Origin of the sequence: Arthrobacter sp. SRS-W-1-2016 (assembly GCF_002009585.1) — a bacterium.
GTDB lineage: Bacteria > Actinomycetota > Actinomycetes > Actinomycetales > Micrococcaceae > Arthrobacter > Arthrobacter bambusae_A.
This window is the reverse complement of the sequence record NZ_MTPV01000045.1, coordinates 62,656-75,319: the sequence shown is the minus strand read 5'-3', so window position 1 is coordinate 75,319 and position 12,664 is coordinate 62,656. Positions and strand designations below refer to the sequence as shown.

Below are 12,664 nucleotides of genomic sequence, written 5' to 3'. Positions count from 1 at the left end.
CTATTGGCATATTGTTCCGGTTCCTCGATCATGCATGGGCTGGCGGCACGTTATCGCTGCTGTGCTGGGAGTCCCTATGGTCGACTGGGACATAGATCGACCTTTCCGGGGTCACGTTCAATGATGGGCTCGAGAATTTCGTCGATCTCCTTCAGGAGTGCATCTTCGAGCGCCAGTCCGGCGGCCTTGGTGTTTTCCTTGATCTGCTCCGGTTTGGAAGCGCCAATGATGGCGGTGGATACGTTCGGATTTTGCAGCACCCATGCCAAGGCGAGGGTTGCCAGCGGAATGCCTGCGCTTTCTGCCACTGGCTGAAGGCGCTGGGCCCTGGTGAGAACGTCCTCGCCGAGCCACTTCGCCATCGTGTCCTTCGCGCCGTTTTCACCGGCGCCGCGGGAACCGGCCGGGGCGCCCTTTCCTGGTGAATATTTGCCCGTGAGGACTCCTTGGGCGAGGGGGGACCACACTATCTGGCTTATCCCAAGCTCTTCACTTGCCGGAATGATTTCACGTTCAACAACCCTCCACAGCATGTTGTACTGGGGTTGGTTGGAGACCAGCCCGACGTTGAGTTCCTTGGCAAGGGCAGCTGCTGACCGGATCTCATCAACTGTCCATTCGGAGACGCCGATGTAGTGGGCTTTGCCGGCACGCACGACGTCGGCGAAAGCCTGGATCGTTTCCTCAAGGGGCGTTTCGTAGTCGAACCGGTGTGCTTGGTAGAGGTCTACGTAATCTGTTTTGAGCCGGCGGAGGCTTCCATCGATGGCTTCCATAATGTGTTTCCGGGACAGTCCGCGGTCGTTCTTTCCCGGACCTGTGGGGAAATACACCTTGGTGAATATCTCCACGCTCTCGCGCCGGACTCCGGTAAGTGCCGAGCCGAGTGCCGCTTCTGCGCGCGTCTCGGCGTAAGCGTCTGCGGTGTCGAACGTAGTGATGCCGGCGTCCAGGGCAGCTTGCACGCATTGCCTTGCGGAGTCGTCTCCTATCTGCGATCCGTGCGTTAACCAGTTGCCGTACGCGATCTCGCTGACATACATGCCGCTTCGACCAAGTTTTCTGTATTCCAAGGACTTCCTTCGTGGTTGTTGGTCCCGTTCAGTTCTTGATTACTTCGTTGGAGTGAAAATGTCCTTCATCTCGTCCCATGCTTCCGCCCTCACGAAGACAGGAACACGGTTCAACGGCGCCGGTACCTCGACGGTTCGCTTGCCGGGGTATGTTTCCCCTGTCCATGCGTCGACCCAGGTGCCGCCGGGCAGGTAGGCCGTCCAGTTGCGGACTCCCTCGTCTGTGACGGGAGCGACAAGAAGGTCGTCACCGAGCATCCATTGCAAAGGGTGCTTCCACACTTCGTCGTCTTTGCTGTGGTCGAAGTACAGCGGGCGCATGAGGGGGGCTCCGGTGTCGATAGCACTACGGGCTTGATCGGCCAGGTAGGGAATGAGGCGTTCGCGCAGTTCGACGAGTTCCCGGAAGACGGGAATGACAGTTTCATCCCCGGTTCTTTCCTGGATGTTCCATGGGGTGCGGTCCCTCGATGGTTTCCGGTGGTGGTTGAACTCCGAGTGATATTGCATGATGGGCACGAAGACTGCTGCGGCGGCCGACCTCAGGTAAAGTTCCGAAGTCGGGACATCGCCGGAGAAGCCGGCGAAGTCCCAGCCCCAGTACAAAACTCCGCTAGCTGAGGCGGAGAGTCCGGCAAACAGAGACCAACGGAATGCGTCCCATGTGGAATTCTCGTCCCCGGCCCAGAAGGCTCCGTGGGCCTGGGAACCGGTGAATCCGGCACGGCTGAAGGTGACGGGGGCCTTGCCGGCGGATTCAAGAAGGTCACCATAGGCCTTGGCGTACGCGACCGGGAAGAGGTTGTTTCCTTCGTCTCCGCGCATTCCGTTCAGGTACTGGAGTTCTTCGCCCCAGGCGTGTTCCCCGCCATCGGTCTTGAACCCGTCGATGCCGATTTCTTCGACGAGATAGCGTCGCTTCTCGGTCCACCAACGGGCGGCTTCCGGGTCGGTCAGGTCCGGCATCAGGCTGAGCGGGAACCACCACCCCCGGTTGCGATATGGACGGAGGCTGCCGTCCGGGGCCTCCTCCCGGATGAGTCGCCCCTCACGAACCGCAGCTTCAGCATCGAAACGTGCTTGGCCATGTGGGTGCGGGCGCATTTTGATAAGAGGGATCTGCCACAGAACCACCCGGATGTCCCGGGCGTGAAGGTCATCGACCATGGCCTTCGGGTCCGGCCAGGCCCCATGCTCCGGGAAGGAGAAGTCGCTGAGGCGGTGCGGTGAGCCATCGGGACTCGGCTCGTATTCGGCGTCGCGGAATGCCGTGAACGTGGACTCGTCGCTCCAGGCTTCGATGACGACTGACCCGACTGGAATACCTGTTTCCCTGTGTCGATCCATCTGTCGCATGACCTCGGACTGCGTATTCCATTCGTTGCCACTTGCCCACAGCTTGAACACCCAGTCGGGAAGTTCCTTGGCGCTGCCCGCGACGGACAGGAAGGACTTCAGGACCGTCGTGGGCGTTCCCTCGAAGAACCTCACGTTCAGAAGAGCGCCCCGGTTCAGGGGTTCTGGGCCAACTTCGGCTTCGATGACGAGGCAGTGCTCGTCGGAGGCGCCGATGTCGTACCAAGTGCGTCGGGAAGTTTCGACGTGAAATCCCCAGCCGTCGCCGCCCACTACATGGGCAAACGGCATCGGTAAATACGTTTTCCGGTTCGCTCCCTGGCTCTTATATTGCTCGAAGACGACCGCGTCCAGCTTGGATCCACGGTGGTCGAGGGCATCAAAGCGTTCCCCAAAGCCGGTGACCCGCTCGCTCAAGGCCAAGGGGAGAGCGAAACGAACACGCAAGGGTCGGACGCCGTCATGTAACACCTCAACAGAGCCGGCGACTACACGGCCCGCGCCAATGACGTTAACAGCCCGGCTGTCGGCGGCCCATGTGGCAGCCCGGTAGTTGAACCACCGAGTCTTTTCCGTCCCGCCGCTCGGGGTCCGTGCCGTGAAACGGTACTTGTAAGTTGCCTGTTCCTCCGGTGGCGCGAGGGTTATCTGCCATCCGCTGGCAGAGCGGGCGAGTTTGGCCTGGGCGGATGCTAGGTGGCCGCCGTCGATGACCTGTCCGCGGGAGGCTGCCGGTACTCGCGCGAGGGTTTCAGTGGTTTTTGTGACGGCGCCGTCGCTGCCAGTGGCTTCAAGCTCGCAGATCACGTCGGTCAGTTCCGGCGAGGTTCGTACGCCGAGAATGACGGGCTCTCCTGCGACTGGATGGGACGGGCTGCGCTGATCGGTGTCGGCGACGTAGGGGTGGCCTGAGCCGAATGGTTTGTGGCGGATCATTTGGCGTTCTCTTTCGCTGCTGGGGCCGGAGTAGGATCGGCGCTGTCGTACGGGACGCCGAGGGCGATGGCGAGGCGGATGAACATGGCGTGGCTCCATAACAGAGGGTTTGCCGAGTAACCCCAGCGCTCGATCCAAGGTTGAAGATGTTCGGGGTCAAGAAGGTGACGGTCGACCTGTTCGGGAAGTTCGTCGTTGGCTCCGGCGGTGGACGCGGCCCATTCCAGGAGCTCGTGGGCTCTGCTTCTGTTTCCGGAAGCGGCCTGCGCCAGGCCGAGGAAGCAACTTAGCAAAGGCCATTGGCCACCGCCGTAGTAGGTGTCAGCAAGATACCGGTGAACTCCGTTGTCGACGGTGAGCTGCTCCTCGATAACCGCAATGGTCCCTGCGCTCAAGGGGCTGTGCGGGGGTAGGAAGTTCATCGGAGCAATCAGCGAGAGGAGGCTGGCGTCTACTGTGTCTGTTCCCAGCCATTTCGTCAGATGGATGTCCTGGACACCTTCTTTTTGGACTCGTCGGCGGATCTGGTCCGCGATCGAGGTGGCCCGTTCTGAGAGTGACTCCTCGATCAGCCCGGTTTGGGCGATGCTGGCCAGTCCGGAAGCGATGCAACCCAGGGTGCTCACGTGCACGTGCTGGGCAGCTTCTTCCCACCAGTCATAGCAGGGCCGATCCCAGGAGACGGAAAGATAGTCGACTGTGAGGGCAATCGCCTCGGTCCAGCGTTCCAGCGGCCGGTCATGGCGGGCGCTGTGCTCAGCCAGCGCCCAAAGCCAGGTGCCGTAACCGTCGAGCTGAAAATCCCACCAGTCATCGTTTCCTTCAGCCCCGTCGAGAGTGAAACGCGTGGGCAGCATTTGATCACCGACCACGGGCCTGCCGGCCAGGCTTTCAGCCACCAAATGGCGGATTCTTCCCGCACGGGATGTCAAGACACTCGAGCACCAGTCGAAGAACCGTTCGGCGGATTCGATCTCCCCGGCCGCGGACATTGCCTCAGCGATGTACGAGCCGTCACGGAACCAGCAGTACCCCGCATAGGCGGAAAACGACGGACTCGCGGGGTAGGCGCCCCCAGAGGTCTGCTGTTCCAGGATGAGCCGAATGCCGGCCTGGACTATCGAACTGACAGCGGGATCTCCGTTGCGCGTTACCGCTGAACCTTGCGTTGTCATTGGCTTCTCTTTCAGATGGTGAGCGGGTCGCGGCGCCGGCAGCTCACGGTATTACCGCGGCCCGCTCACCGGCTATGTTCGGACTGTGCCCGGCCTATTTCAGCAGAGCGTTGATTTGGTCCGCGGCGCCCTTCAGGGCATCGGCAGCGGTGGAGCGCTTCGCTTCGACTTCGCCAAGAGCGTTGGTGATGATGTCGACCATTTTTTGCTGGTTGTCGCCGATGACCGGCGGGAGGGCGACGTTGTCAAGGGCGTCGAAAATAGCCTTGCGGTTGGCCGGCTTGTCCTTTGCGAGATAGGGCTTCAGGACTGAGTCATCGGAGGTTGCGGGAAGTTCCCAGCCTGCGCTGATGCGGGTCTGTGCCATGACGTCTGAGCTGGTCATGTATTCGGCCCATTTCTGGGCTGCGGCTTTGTTCTTCGAGTTGGCAGATACCCCTACGGCGTTGGAGAACTCCGCGCTTGCCTTCTGGGTGTCTCCGGGTTCGACGGCGATGTCCCAGCTTTTGGGTGAATCGGCGAAGCTGCTGGCCACCCAGATGCCGCTGTGGAGCATGCCAAGTTTGCCGTCCTTGAACAGTTTCGTGTCAAAGTCCGGGGTCCCGGCGCCTTGGGCGGGTGTGGGCATGGTCGTTCCGCTCTTCCCTGCCAGCCATTCGGCCGCTTTGATGCCCTGGGGCGAGTTGAAGGCGACCGATTTGCCGTCGTCGCTAAGGAACTTGCCACCGGTTTGGGCCAGTGCCTTGTAGAACTCGTAGAAGCTCACGTTCTGGAAGTCTCCATAGACACCCGCAGCACTGTCCGTGATCTTCTTCGCAGCGGCCGTTTCATCGGCCCAAGTCCAGCTGGCTGTCGGGTAAGCGACCTTGGCGGCGTCGAAGAGTGCCTTGTTGTAGTAGAGGACGACGTCGGAGAAGGAACTGGGCAGCGCGTACTGCTTGCCGTCTGCCTGGTAGGACTGCAGCAAGGACTGCTTGTACTTGGAACCGTCAACTCCCTCGAGGGGTGCGACTGCCCCATTGGCCACGTAGGAACGCAGGTTCGCGTACTCAATGTCGAAGGTATCGGCTTGGGTCCCGGCGGCCAGGTCTGTCTGGAGGGCAGTGGTGTAGTCCTTGTAGGGCAACGTGGTGACCTGGACTGTGATGTTCGGGTTGGCCTTCTCAAATGCCTGAACGATGGTGTCCAGATTCTTTTCATTGCCTCCGTTCGAGATGAAGTTTGAGTATTTGATGGTTACTTTTTCGTTGCTTGAAACGTTTGAGCTTGCCGCCGATCCACAGCCCGACATGGCCAGGATTGCGGTGAGAGCGAGACCCAGCGATGCCAGGGGCTTCTTGTTCATGTGTATCTCCATTGATAAGTGAGGAACTGGCCGATCCGGTCTATTTGAGTCCGGTGCCCGCAACCCCTTGGATGATGTACTTCTGGGTGAAGATGTAGAGGGCGAGCATTGGCAGGACGCTGACCACTGATCCGGCCATCACGATGTCCCACTGGGTGGTGTATTGCCCTTGCAGTCCCGCCAACGCCACGGGAAGGGTTTTCATCGCGGGAGTGCGCAGGATAATCAGCGGCCACAGGAAGCTGTTCCAGCTATTCAGGAACGCGAACACCGTCAGTGTCGCCAATGCCGGACGGACCACGGGAAGCACAATGAGGCCGAAGATACGGAAGTGGCCAGCCCCATCCAATGTCGCGGCCTGATCCAGGTCCTGCGGTACAGAATTCATGGCCTGCCGTAGGAGAAACACGCCGAATGCGCTGGCGATCCCCGGCAACAGCACGCCGAGATAAGTATCGATGAGGCCCAGGCTTTTCATCTCCACAAACAGCGGGACGACCAGCACCTGCATCGGGATCATCATGGTGGCCAGATACACCGCGAACACCGCATTGCGCCCCTTGAACGGCATCCTGGAAAAGACATAGGCGGCCAGTGAGCTAGTGACGAGTTGGAACACCGTGGTAAGGATGGCAAGGATCAGGCTGTTGAGCACGATCTGCGCGAACGGGAGCCGTTGGAGCAACTCAGCGTATGCGGACAGTGAGGGATTCTCCGGGATCAGCTGAGGGGTGGCCGACAGGCCGGACCCGGGGCTGATGGACGTCACGAACGCCCAAAGAAAAGGGAAGACCATCATGAGGGCGCCGACGAGGACGAGGATGTTCAGGGTGATTGAGGGACGCTGCTTACGCATAGTGCACCCATTTCTTTTGACCGCGCACCTGAATCAAAGTGATGACCAGGATGAAAAGGAATAGAAGCCATGACAGGGCCGATGCCTCGCCGGCCTTGCCGTAGCGGAACGTGAGGTCATAAATCTGCTCGACCACAACCTGGGAAGAGTTGTTGGGGCCGCCTCCGGTCATGGCATAGACCTGGTCAAAGACTTGGAATCCGTTGATCAGCGACAACACAATGACAAAGAAGGTTGAGGGGGAAAGCATCGGAAGCGTAATACTGAAAAGCCGCCTCCACCGGCCGGCGCCGTCGACGGTTGCAGCCTCATGCAAGTCCTCCGGTATGGCTTGGAGGCCGGCGAGCAGAATCACCATGACAAAGCCGAGGTCCTTCCACGCAGAAGCCACGATGATTGAAGGCATGGACCAGGCCGGATCTGTCCACCACCCCGGCCCTGCCACCCCGATGAGCCCAAGCAGCCAGTTGACGATTCCCGTGCTGGGATTCAGTAGCCAACGCCAGACAAGTGCAACGACGATCCAGCTAGTCACCACTGGAAGGAAGTACAGGCCGCGCATCATGCTGCGTCCCTTGATCCGGGAATTGAGAGCAAGCGCTATGGCCAGCCCGCCGATGTACACGAGCGGAAGGTATCCGACGATGTAGTAGACAGTGTGCAGGAAAGCACCCTGCGTGCCGGGGTCGCTGATGAGCTTGCCGTAGTTACCGAGGCCCACCCATTTCATGGGGCCGACTAGATTCCATTGGTTCAGGCTGATCCAGAACGCCGAAAACATGGGAATGATCGTGAAGAACAACAGTGGCAAGGCGCTCGGGATGAGGAAAAGCACGACAGTGAGCCCGTATTTGAGACGCGTACCGTTGGCTTTACGCTGAGTCGCGGGTCCTAGGTAGCGCTTCGTTGTTGCCGTGGGTCCGGGGCTGCCGGACCTGGAGTCTTTTAGTGCGGTCACAATCCTCCAACCTCCGCGGGTACATGAGTAAGCCGGGCACGAACCCGTCTTCCCTGTTCGCCTGAACTCTCTTCGCTGTAGAAGGGCGCAGAAGCCACGAGCGCAGCTGCTCCGCGAGCCCAGGCCTCGTCGTCCCAAGACTCGACGATCACAGGAATGCTCCGGCGGTCTGCCGTCAGGGCACTTCTGAAAGATCGCTCGAATCCTGCTGCCCAGTGGTGCCATGCACGGGTACCCTCGCCGCTGATGATCACAGTCTCCGGATCCAGGATCTGCACGAGACCAGCAACGATTCGCCCCAGGGGATGTCCCGCTTCCCGAAAGACATCTTGGGCGAGGGGATCACCGTCGTCTGCGCGCTCTTGCAGATCTGCCATGGCGGCTGACGACGAAATGATTCCGGATTGGCGCGCATGCTCGACGAGCGTTCTTTCCCCGATCAGGGCCTCAATGCATCCGTGGTTGCCACAGGTGCAAAGAGGTCCGTCCGCAACTGCGGGTATGTGACCAATTTCGCCGGCACCGCCGCGGCTGCCACGCACGACTGCACCACCGGTGACAAATCCCGCGCCGACGCCTTCGCCGATCGTCACAACCAAAAACTCGGCATGCTCGCGGCCTGACCCATAGAGCCGTTCGGCTACGGCGAGGGCGTTGACATTGTTCTCCACCAGGACCGGAACATGGAGCTCACGGCTCAGAACGGCACCAAGCGGCACCTGTCGCCACCCCAGGAAGCTTGAATCAACAACACCGCTACCTTGTGCATCAACCGACCCGGGAACTCCGACTCCGATTCCCAGAAGCGGGGTGACACGATCTTCGCCAACGAATGAATGGACGAGTGAGACGAGGTCGGAAAGCGATGTGATCGAGGAGGCGTCGTATGCCCTGTTGCCGGATCGGACTACATGCCCGCTAAGTTCCGTTTCGACGAAGGCAACATGATCCTTCGAGATCTTCATACCCACCACTCGCCCCGCAGCGGTGGCCAGGCCCAGCATCCGTGCTGGACGACCGCCGTTGGAGGGGGACATTGACAGCTCCCTCACGAGGCCATCCGCGATGAGCTCTTTGATGAGCTGGGTCATGAGAGCCGGGGAGACGCCGAGCGCCCTTGCCAAGTCCGCCCGGGACGCACCTCCCGAGGTACCAAGAAATGCCAGGATCGCAGACCGCGTAACGTCAGCGTTGCCGCTCGGCCGAACCATTGTATTCTCCTTTATTTACGACTAAATGAAGATTAGAACTATGATCCAGCTCACGTCAAGAGGTAAAAGATCGTTGCAGGGCTTTTCCTCTGATACGCCCTGCGGCGATGCGCCCGAGGTAGAAGGCCACACCGAACAAATCCCTTGCGTGCCGTGGCGGACTTGTCATTAGCGAACGGATCAGGGGGTGAACCATTTGTCGGGCGGCCCAGGCGCGCGCCCAACAAAGCTGCGAGCTGTCAGAGGCGGCCCGCAAGCCGAATTTGAGGTCTCCTAGACTAGCGAGGCTTATTGGCGGGACGGGGAAAGAAGCACTATCCGCCCGCGATCTCCCGCAATGTCTGCAGGTGTCCGGTCCAGGCTTCGTGTCCGTGAGGGGTCAAACTGGCCGACGTTCGCGGCATTTTCCCGGCGAAGGACTTCCTGATCTTCACATAGCCAGCCTTTTCCAATACGGCCAGTTGCTTGCTGAGCAATGAGTCGCTGACCTGGATGGTGTCGAGGAGGTCCTTAAAGTCCAAGGACTCCGCACCGGCAAGCGCCGCCATAACGGAAAAGCGCACCGGTGAGTGGATGAGCTCGTTAAGCCTGTGGTGGGGATGTTCGGCAGGAACGCTCATGCGCGCAGTTCGCGGAATGCCGCGGCGAGTCCGACGCAGGCCAAAACGATGGCAGCGGGTATATAAAACCACAGGTTGCCGTCATCGAAGAGACCAACTCCCACTCCCAGCGCACCGCCATAAAGGGCGAAATACACGGCCAGGGATGTCTGCTCGCATCCAGTTTCACGGGAGTCGCCCCAGGGACCGTAGTGCCGCTACGCGTGCCGAGGGTTATCTGATCGCCGCGGGCGGAGAGCCGCCTCGCGAGCGTCGCTCCTACGAGTCCCGCGCCGAGGATGAGATGGCTTGCCACGACGGTTTCTCCCTAACTCTCCAGCGATGCTTTGTTGATGACGTCATTCGTAAGCACCACGGAACCCACCACCCTTGACAAGGTCCGATGGTGGAATGAATGATACGAGCCTCACCAGCTTTGTCCCTACCGGTGGTCAATAGCTGTATTGGTGTCTAACAATGTCGAAAGAGCGCATTGACAGTAATCGTGTGGGCGTGTTTTTCAGTCGGGCTGCTTGGGTTGCTCCTGAACTGGATGAGTGTGATCGGAACGCTGATTGTGCCGCGGCCGCTGCACAGCAACCTTTCACGGGTAACCCATTTGGTCACTGCGAAAATCTTCTTCGTCATCACGAAACCCGCCACTTCATACGAAGCGCGTGATCGGATCCTTGCCTGGCAGTCTCCGATGGCGCTCTTCGTCCGCCTGCTGGTTTGGGTGATCCTGTTCGATCTGTCGTTCAGTCTGCTGCTCCTTCCCTTCGTCGACGGCGACTTCTGGCAAGCCTCAAGCGAAGCCGGCTCCGCAATGTTCACCCTCGGCTATGCTGCCCCATCCAATGTCGGCAACACGGTGTTGGTCTACATAGCCGCTTACACCGGATTGATCGTTATCGCATTGCAGATCGGTTATCTGCCGACGCTCTATTCGGCCTTCAACAGGCGTGAAGCGGAGGTAACGCTCCTGGTATCGAGGGCAGGCTCACCGTCATGGGGACCGGAGCTTCTAGTGCGCACGCGGTTCGGCATGGCCGCACAAACCAGCACCAGCGAACTCAGCGAGCTTTACCAAAGATGGGAGCGATGGGCCGCGGACGTCGCCGAATCACACAGCACGTACCTCACGTTGGTATGGTTCCGTTCGCCGTCGCCGCAATCGAATTGGCTCAACTCCCTCCTCAGCGTCATGGACGCGGCCGCGTTGCAGCTTTCCCTCAGTCCGGGATCTGCCCCGAGCACCCGGGCACGGCTGGTCCTTCGAATGGGGTTCACCTGCCTGAACCAAGTGGCGCGGGCCATTCGTATCCCGGTCGAGGAAGACCCCGATCCCGATTCCGAACTCGACGTTAAATTCGAAGACTTTCAAGCGGCCGTGGAGCTCCTGCAGACCGTCGACTACCCGGTAGAGGTCACCGCCGAACAAGCGTGGCCCCACTTCAGGGGCTGGCGCGTCAACTACGAAAAGGTCGCGTACGCGCTGGCCTACGCGATCGACGCCCCGCCCTCAATGTGGAGCGGACCACGACGCTTCGCGTCCGAACCGATCCCGCCGCACCGGCCCAAGAACCGCACTTCCAAGGACGTCAAGCCGGACGACCCGCAAATGATTGCGCAAAGAAAGACACGGTGACAGCGGCGTGCAAGGATGGCGCAACCAATGACCGCTGAGCTACATCGAAAAGGAGAAGCAACATGCCCATGATCGACGTGTACGCCACTTCAGGGACCTTTGCCGACAAGCACCAGCTCGCTATTGATCTGGCAGCGACGGTAATGCGTGTGGAGCAGGTGCCGGATATCCCGATGTTCCGCAAGAACACTGCGGCATTCATCCATGAACTCCCGGAGGGAGACCTGTCTAACGTCGACGGCGACGGCAACTACGTGCGCGTGCAGGTCCTCACAAACGCGGGCGCCTTGAACCGCGACAAGCAGCTCGTCTTGGTCGAACAGCTCACCGCGCTCGTCGCGACCGCCGCCGCGGACCCGACCCTGCCCGATCGAACCTGGGTCCTGCTCACGGAAGCGCCCGACGGCGGCTGGGGCCTCAACGGCCACGCCAACACCAACGAGGAACTCGTCGCCGCCGCGCGTGCACAGATCGCCTCACTCCAAGGCCAAACACCGCAGGCCTGAGTCCGGGCAGCGAACCGGCCACCAACGCCAATCGCCCCAAAACGCGAACCTGGCTACTCGGCAAATACCTGCTTGGCGACCGCCATGGCGGACATCGCCTTCGGCCAGCCCGCGTAGAACGCCAGGTGCGTAATAGCCTCGCTCAATTCGGTTTCGCTGAGTCCGTTGGCCTTCGCAAGCCGCAAGTGTCCAAAAAGCTGCTCGGTGCTGCCGCTTGCCACGAGACAGGCAACGGTAATCAGGCTCCGGTCCCGTTTGGCCAACTCGGGCCGTTCCCAGACGTCAGCGAAGAGGACGTCGTCGGTAAGTGAGGCCAGTTTTGGTGAGATGTCTCCGACGAGTTGCTGGGCACGGGATTGTTCGGTCATGGGGTTCTCCTCGTTAGTGATTCGTTCAGGGGTGCGGAAGGTCCGGCTTCAGCGGCCTCCGACCCTTCTCAGTAAAGCTTGTCGACTTGCTTTCCATCCTAGGAACGCACCTCGGAATGAGGCAGGGTCGGCCATTACCTGTTTCCCGATGGCTCGGGGTCCCGGCTTAGCGCGACGGAAATCGCTTGAGGCCAACCACTCCGCCCGCGGCAATCAGGGTTCCGCCGAAGGCCAACAGGATTCCAGCGACCGAGACGCTTGGAGCGAAGGGATGGTCGCCCTGGGCCGGGGTGCCGGGGTCAATCCGGGACGCGACCGCCGCCGAGGTTGAATTTTGCACCGAGGGGCTCGGGTTGGAAAGGGTCGGGGGCGGGACTGTTGCCACGGTTGTAGCGGGTGGCGCAACCTGGGTGGGGCTCGGCTGCGCGGTCACCGCGAGCGAGGGCGTTGACGCGCCACCGGGAGGAACTACGACGCCGGGATCCGGTTGGGGTTGCGGTTGTACCGGTGGGCTGGCCGTGGCGGACGGTGTGGGTTTGACCGACGGCCGGGGAGACTGGGAGCTACTGGGAGAACACATCCCAACCACACCTAAGAGGCCCTGTGAACTGCAGGATTCGGCCCCTGCGGTCT

Annotated in this window: 12 protein-coding genes; 2 read left to right on the top strand and 10 right to left on the bottom strand. The window is 60.5% G+C overall.

From position 1 onward, the window contains the following. Positions 1-74: 74 nt before the first annotated feature. From BMF89_RS11335 to BMF89_RS11300, 8 genes are all read right to left on the bottom strand, one after another. Positions 75-1,073, bottom strand: a complete 999-nt coding sequence (locus BMF89_RS11335) for an aldo/keto reductase family protein (RefSeq protein ID WP_078107189.1) — start codon at positions 1,071-1,073, stop codon at positions 75-77. 39 nt (positions 1,074-1,112) lie between these two features. Continuing rightward, complete coding sequence (locus BMF89_RS11330) at positions 1,113-3,365, bottom strand: TIM-barrel domain-containing protein (RefSeq protein WP_078107188.1); 2,253 nt, start codon at positions 3,363-3,365, stop codon at positions 1,113-1,115. Beyond that, positions 3,362-4,540 carry a glycoside hydrolase family 15 protein gene (locus tag BMF89_RS11325; protein WP_078107187.1) on the bottom strand — a complete coding sequence of 393 codons (1,179 nt, stop codon included), beginning with the start codon at positions 4,538-4,540 and terminating at the stop codon, positions 3,362-3,364. Before BMF89_RS11325 ends, BMF89_RS11330 begins: the two co-directional genes overlap by 4 nt. A 94-nt stretch (positions 4,541-4,634) precedes the next feature. Beyond that, entirely contained in the window at positions 4,635-5,885 is a 1,251-nt protein-coding gene (locus BMF89_RS11320) for a sugar ABC transporter substrate-binding protein (RefSeq protein ID WP_078107186.1), read from the bottom strand. A gap of 40 nt (positions 5,886-5,925) precedes the next feature. After that, the gene (locus BMF89_RS11315) at positions 5,926-6,741 is read right to left on the bottom strand and encodes a carbohydrate ABC transporter permease (RefSeq protein ID WP_078107185.1); all 816 of its coding nucleotides are present in this window, start codon (positions 6,739-6,741) and stop codon (positions 5,926-5,928) included. Continuing rightward, a complete protein-coding gene (locus BMF89_RS11310) occupies positions 6,734-7,699 on the bottom strand; it encodes a sugar ABC transporter permease (RefSeq protein ID WP_216353812.1) in 966 nt (321 codons plus the stop codon). Before BMF89_RS11310 ends, BMF89_RS11315 begins: the two co-directional genes overlap by 8 nt. Then, positions 7,696-8,910, bottom strand: a complete 1,215-nt coding sequence (locus tag BMF89_RS11305; protein WP_078107184.1) for an ROK family transcriptional regulator — start codon at positions 8,908-8,910, stop codon at positions 7,696-7,698. The genes BMF89_RS11310 and BMF89_RS11305 overlap by 4 nt, the downstream gene beginning before the upstream one ends. Positions 8,911-9,224: 314 nt before the next feature. Further along, the gene (locus BMF89_RS11300) at positions 9,225-9,530 is read right to left on the bottom strand and encodes a transcriptional regulator (protein WP_078107183.1); all 306 of its coding nucleotides are present in this window, start codon (positions 9,528-9,530) and stop codon (positions 9,225-9,227) included. 532 nt (positions 9,531-10,062) lie between these two features. On the opposite strand from BMF89_RS11300, the gene BMF89_RS11295 reads away from it, so the two are divergent. Together BMF89_RS11295 and BMF89_RS11290 are read left to right on the top strand one after the other, a co-directional pair. After that, complete coding sequence (locus BMF89_RS11295; RefSeq protein ID WP_078107182.1) at positions 10,063-11,157, top strand: hypothetical protein; 1,095 nt, start codon at positions 10,063-10,065, stop codon at positions 11,155-11,157. Positions 11,158-11,219: 62 nt separating this feature from the next. Next, positions 11,220-11,663, top strand: coding sequence for a hypothetical protein (locus BMF89_RS11290; RefSeq protein WP_078107181.1), 444 nt, complete (start codon positions 11,220-11,222; stop codon positions 11,661-11,663). Between the two features lie 53 nt (positions 11,664-11,716). Here BMF89_RS11290 and BMF89_RS11285 read toward each other — a convergent pair whose 3' ends face one another. Further along, a complete protein-coding gene (locus BMF89_RS11285) occupies positions 11,717-12,031 on the bottom strand; it encodes a carboxymuconolactone decarboxylase family protein (RefSeq protein ID WP_078107180.1) in 315 nt (104 codons plus the stop codon). 166 nt (positions 12,032-12,197) lie between these two features. Next, positions 12,198-12,371, bottom strand: coding sequence for a hypothetical protein (locus tag BMF89_RS21940; RefSeq protein ID WP_171983462.1), 174 nt, complete (start codon positions 12,369-12,371; stop codon positions 12,198-12,200). Between the last annotated feature and the right edge of the window lie 293 nt (positions 12,372-12,664).

What these genes read in the sequence shown, in the direction of transcription:
- BMF89_RS11330 (WP_078107188.1), bottom strand. Translation starts at nt 3,365, where the DNA reads ATGATCCGCCACAAACCATTCGGCTCAGGCCACCCCTACGTCGCCGAC.
- BMF89_RS11325 (WP_078107187.1), bottom strand. Translation starts at nt 4,540, where the DNA reads ATGACAACGCAAGGTTCAGCGGTAACGCGCAACGGAGATCCCGCTGTC.
- BMF89_RS11320 (WP_078107186.1), bottom strand. Translation starts at nt 5,885, where the DNA reads ATGAACAAGAAGCCCCTGGCATCGCTGGGTCTCGCTCTCACCGCAATC.
- BMF89_RS11315 (WP_078107185.1), bottom strand. Translation starts at nt 6,741, where the DNA reads ATGCGTAAGCAGCGTCCCTCAATCACCCTGAACATCCTCGTCCTCGTC.
- BMF89_RS11305 (WP_078107184.1), bottom strand. Translation starts at nt 8,910, where the DNA reads ATGGTTCGGCCGAGCGGCAACGCTGACGTTACGCGGTCTGCGATCCTG.
- BMF89_RS11300 (WP_078107183.1), bottom strand. Translation starts at nt 9,530, where the DNA reads ATGAGCGTTCCTGCCGAACATCCCCACCACAGGCTTAACGAGCTCATC.
- BMF89_RS11295 (WP_078107182.1), top strand. Translation starts at nt 10,063, where the DNA reads ATGAGTGTGATCGGAACGCTGATTGTGCCGCGGCCGCTGCACAGCAAC.
- BMF89_RS11290 (WP_078107181.1), top strand. Translation starts at nt 11,220, where the DNA reads ATGCCCATGATCGACGTGTACGCCACTTCAGGGACCTTTGCCGACAAG.
- BMF89_RS11285 (WP_078107180.1), bottom strand. Translation starts at nt 12,031, where the DNA reads ATGACCGAACAATCCCGTGCCCAGCAACTCGTCGGAGACATCTCACCA.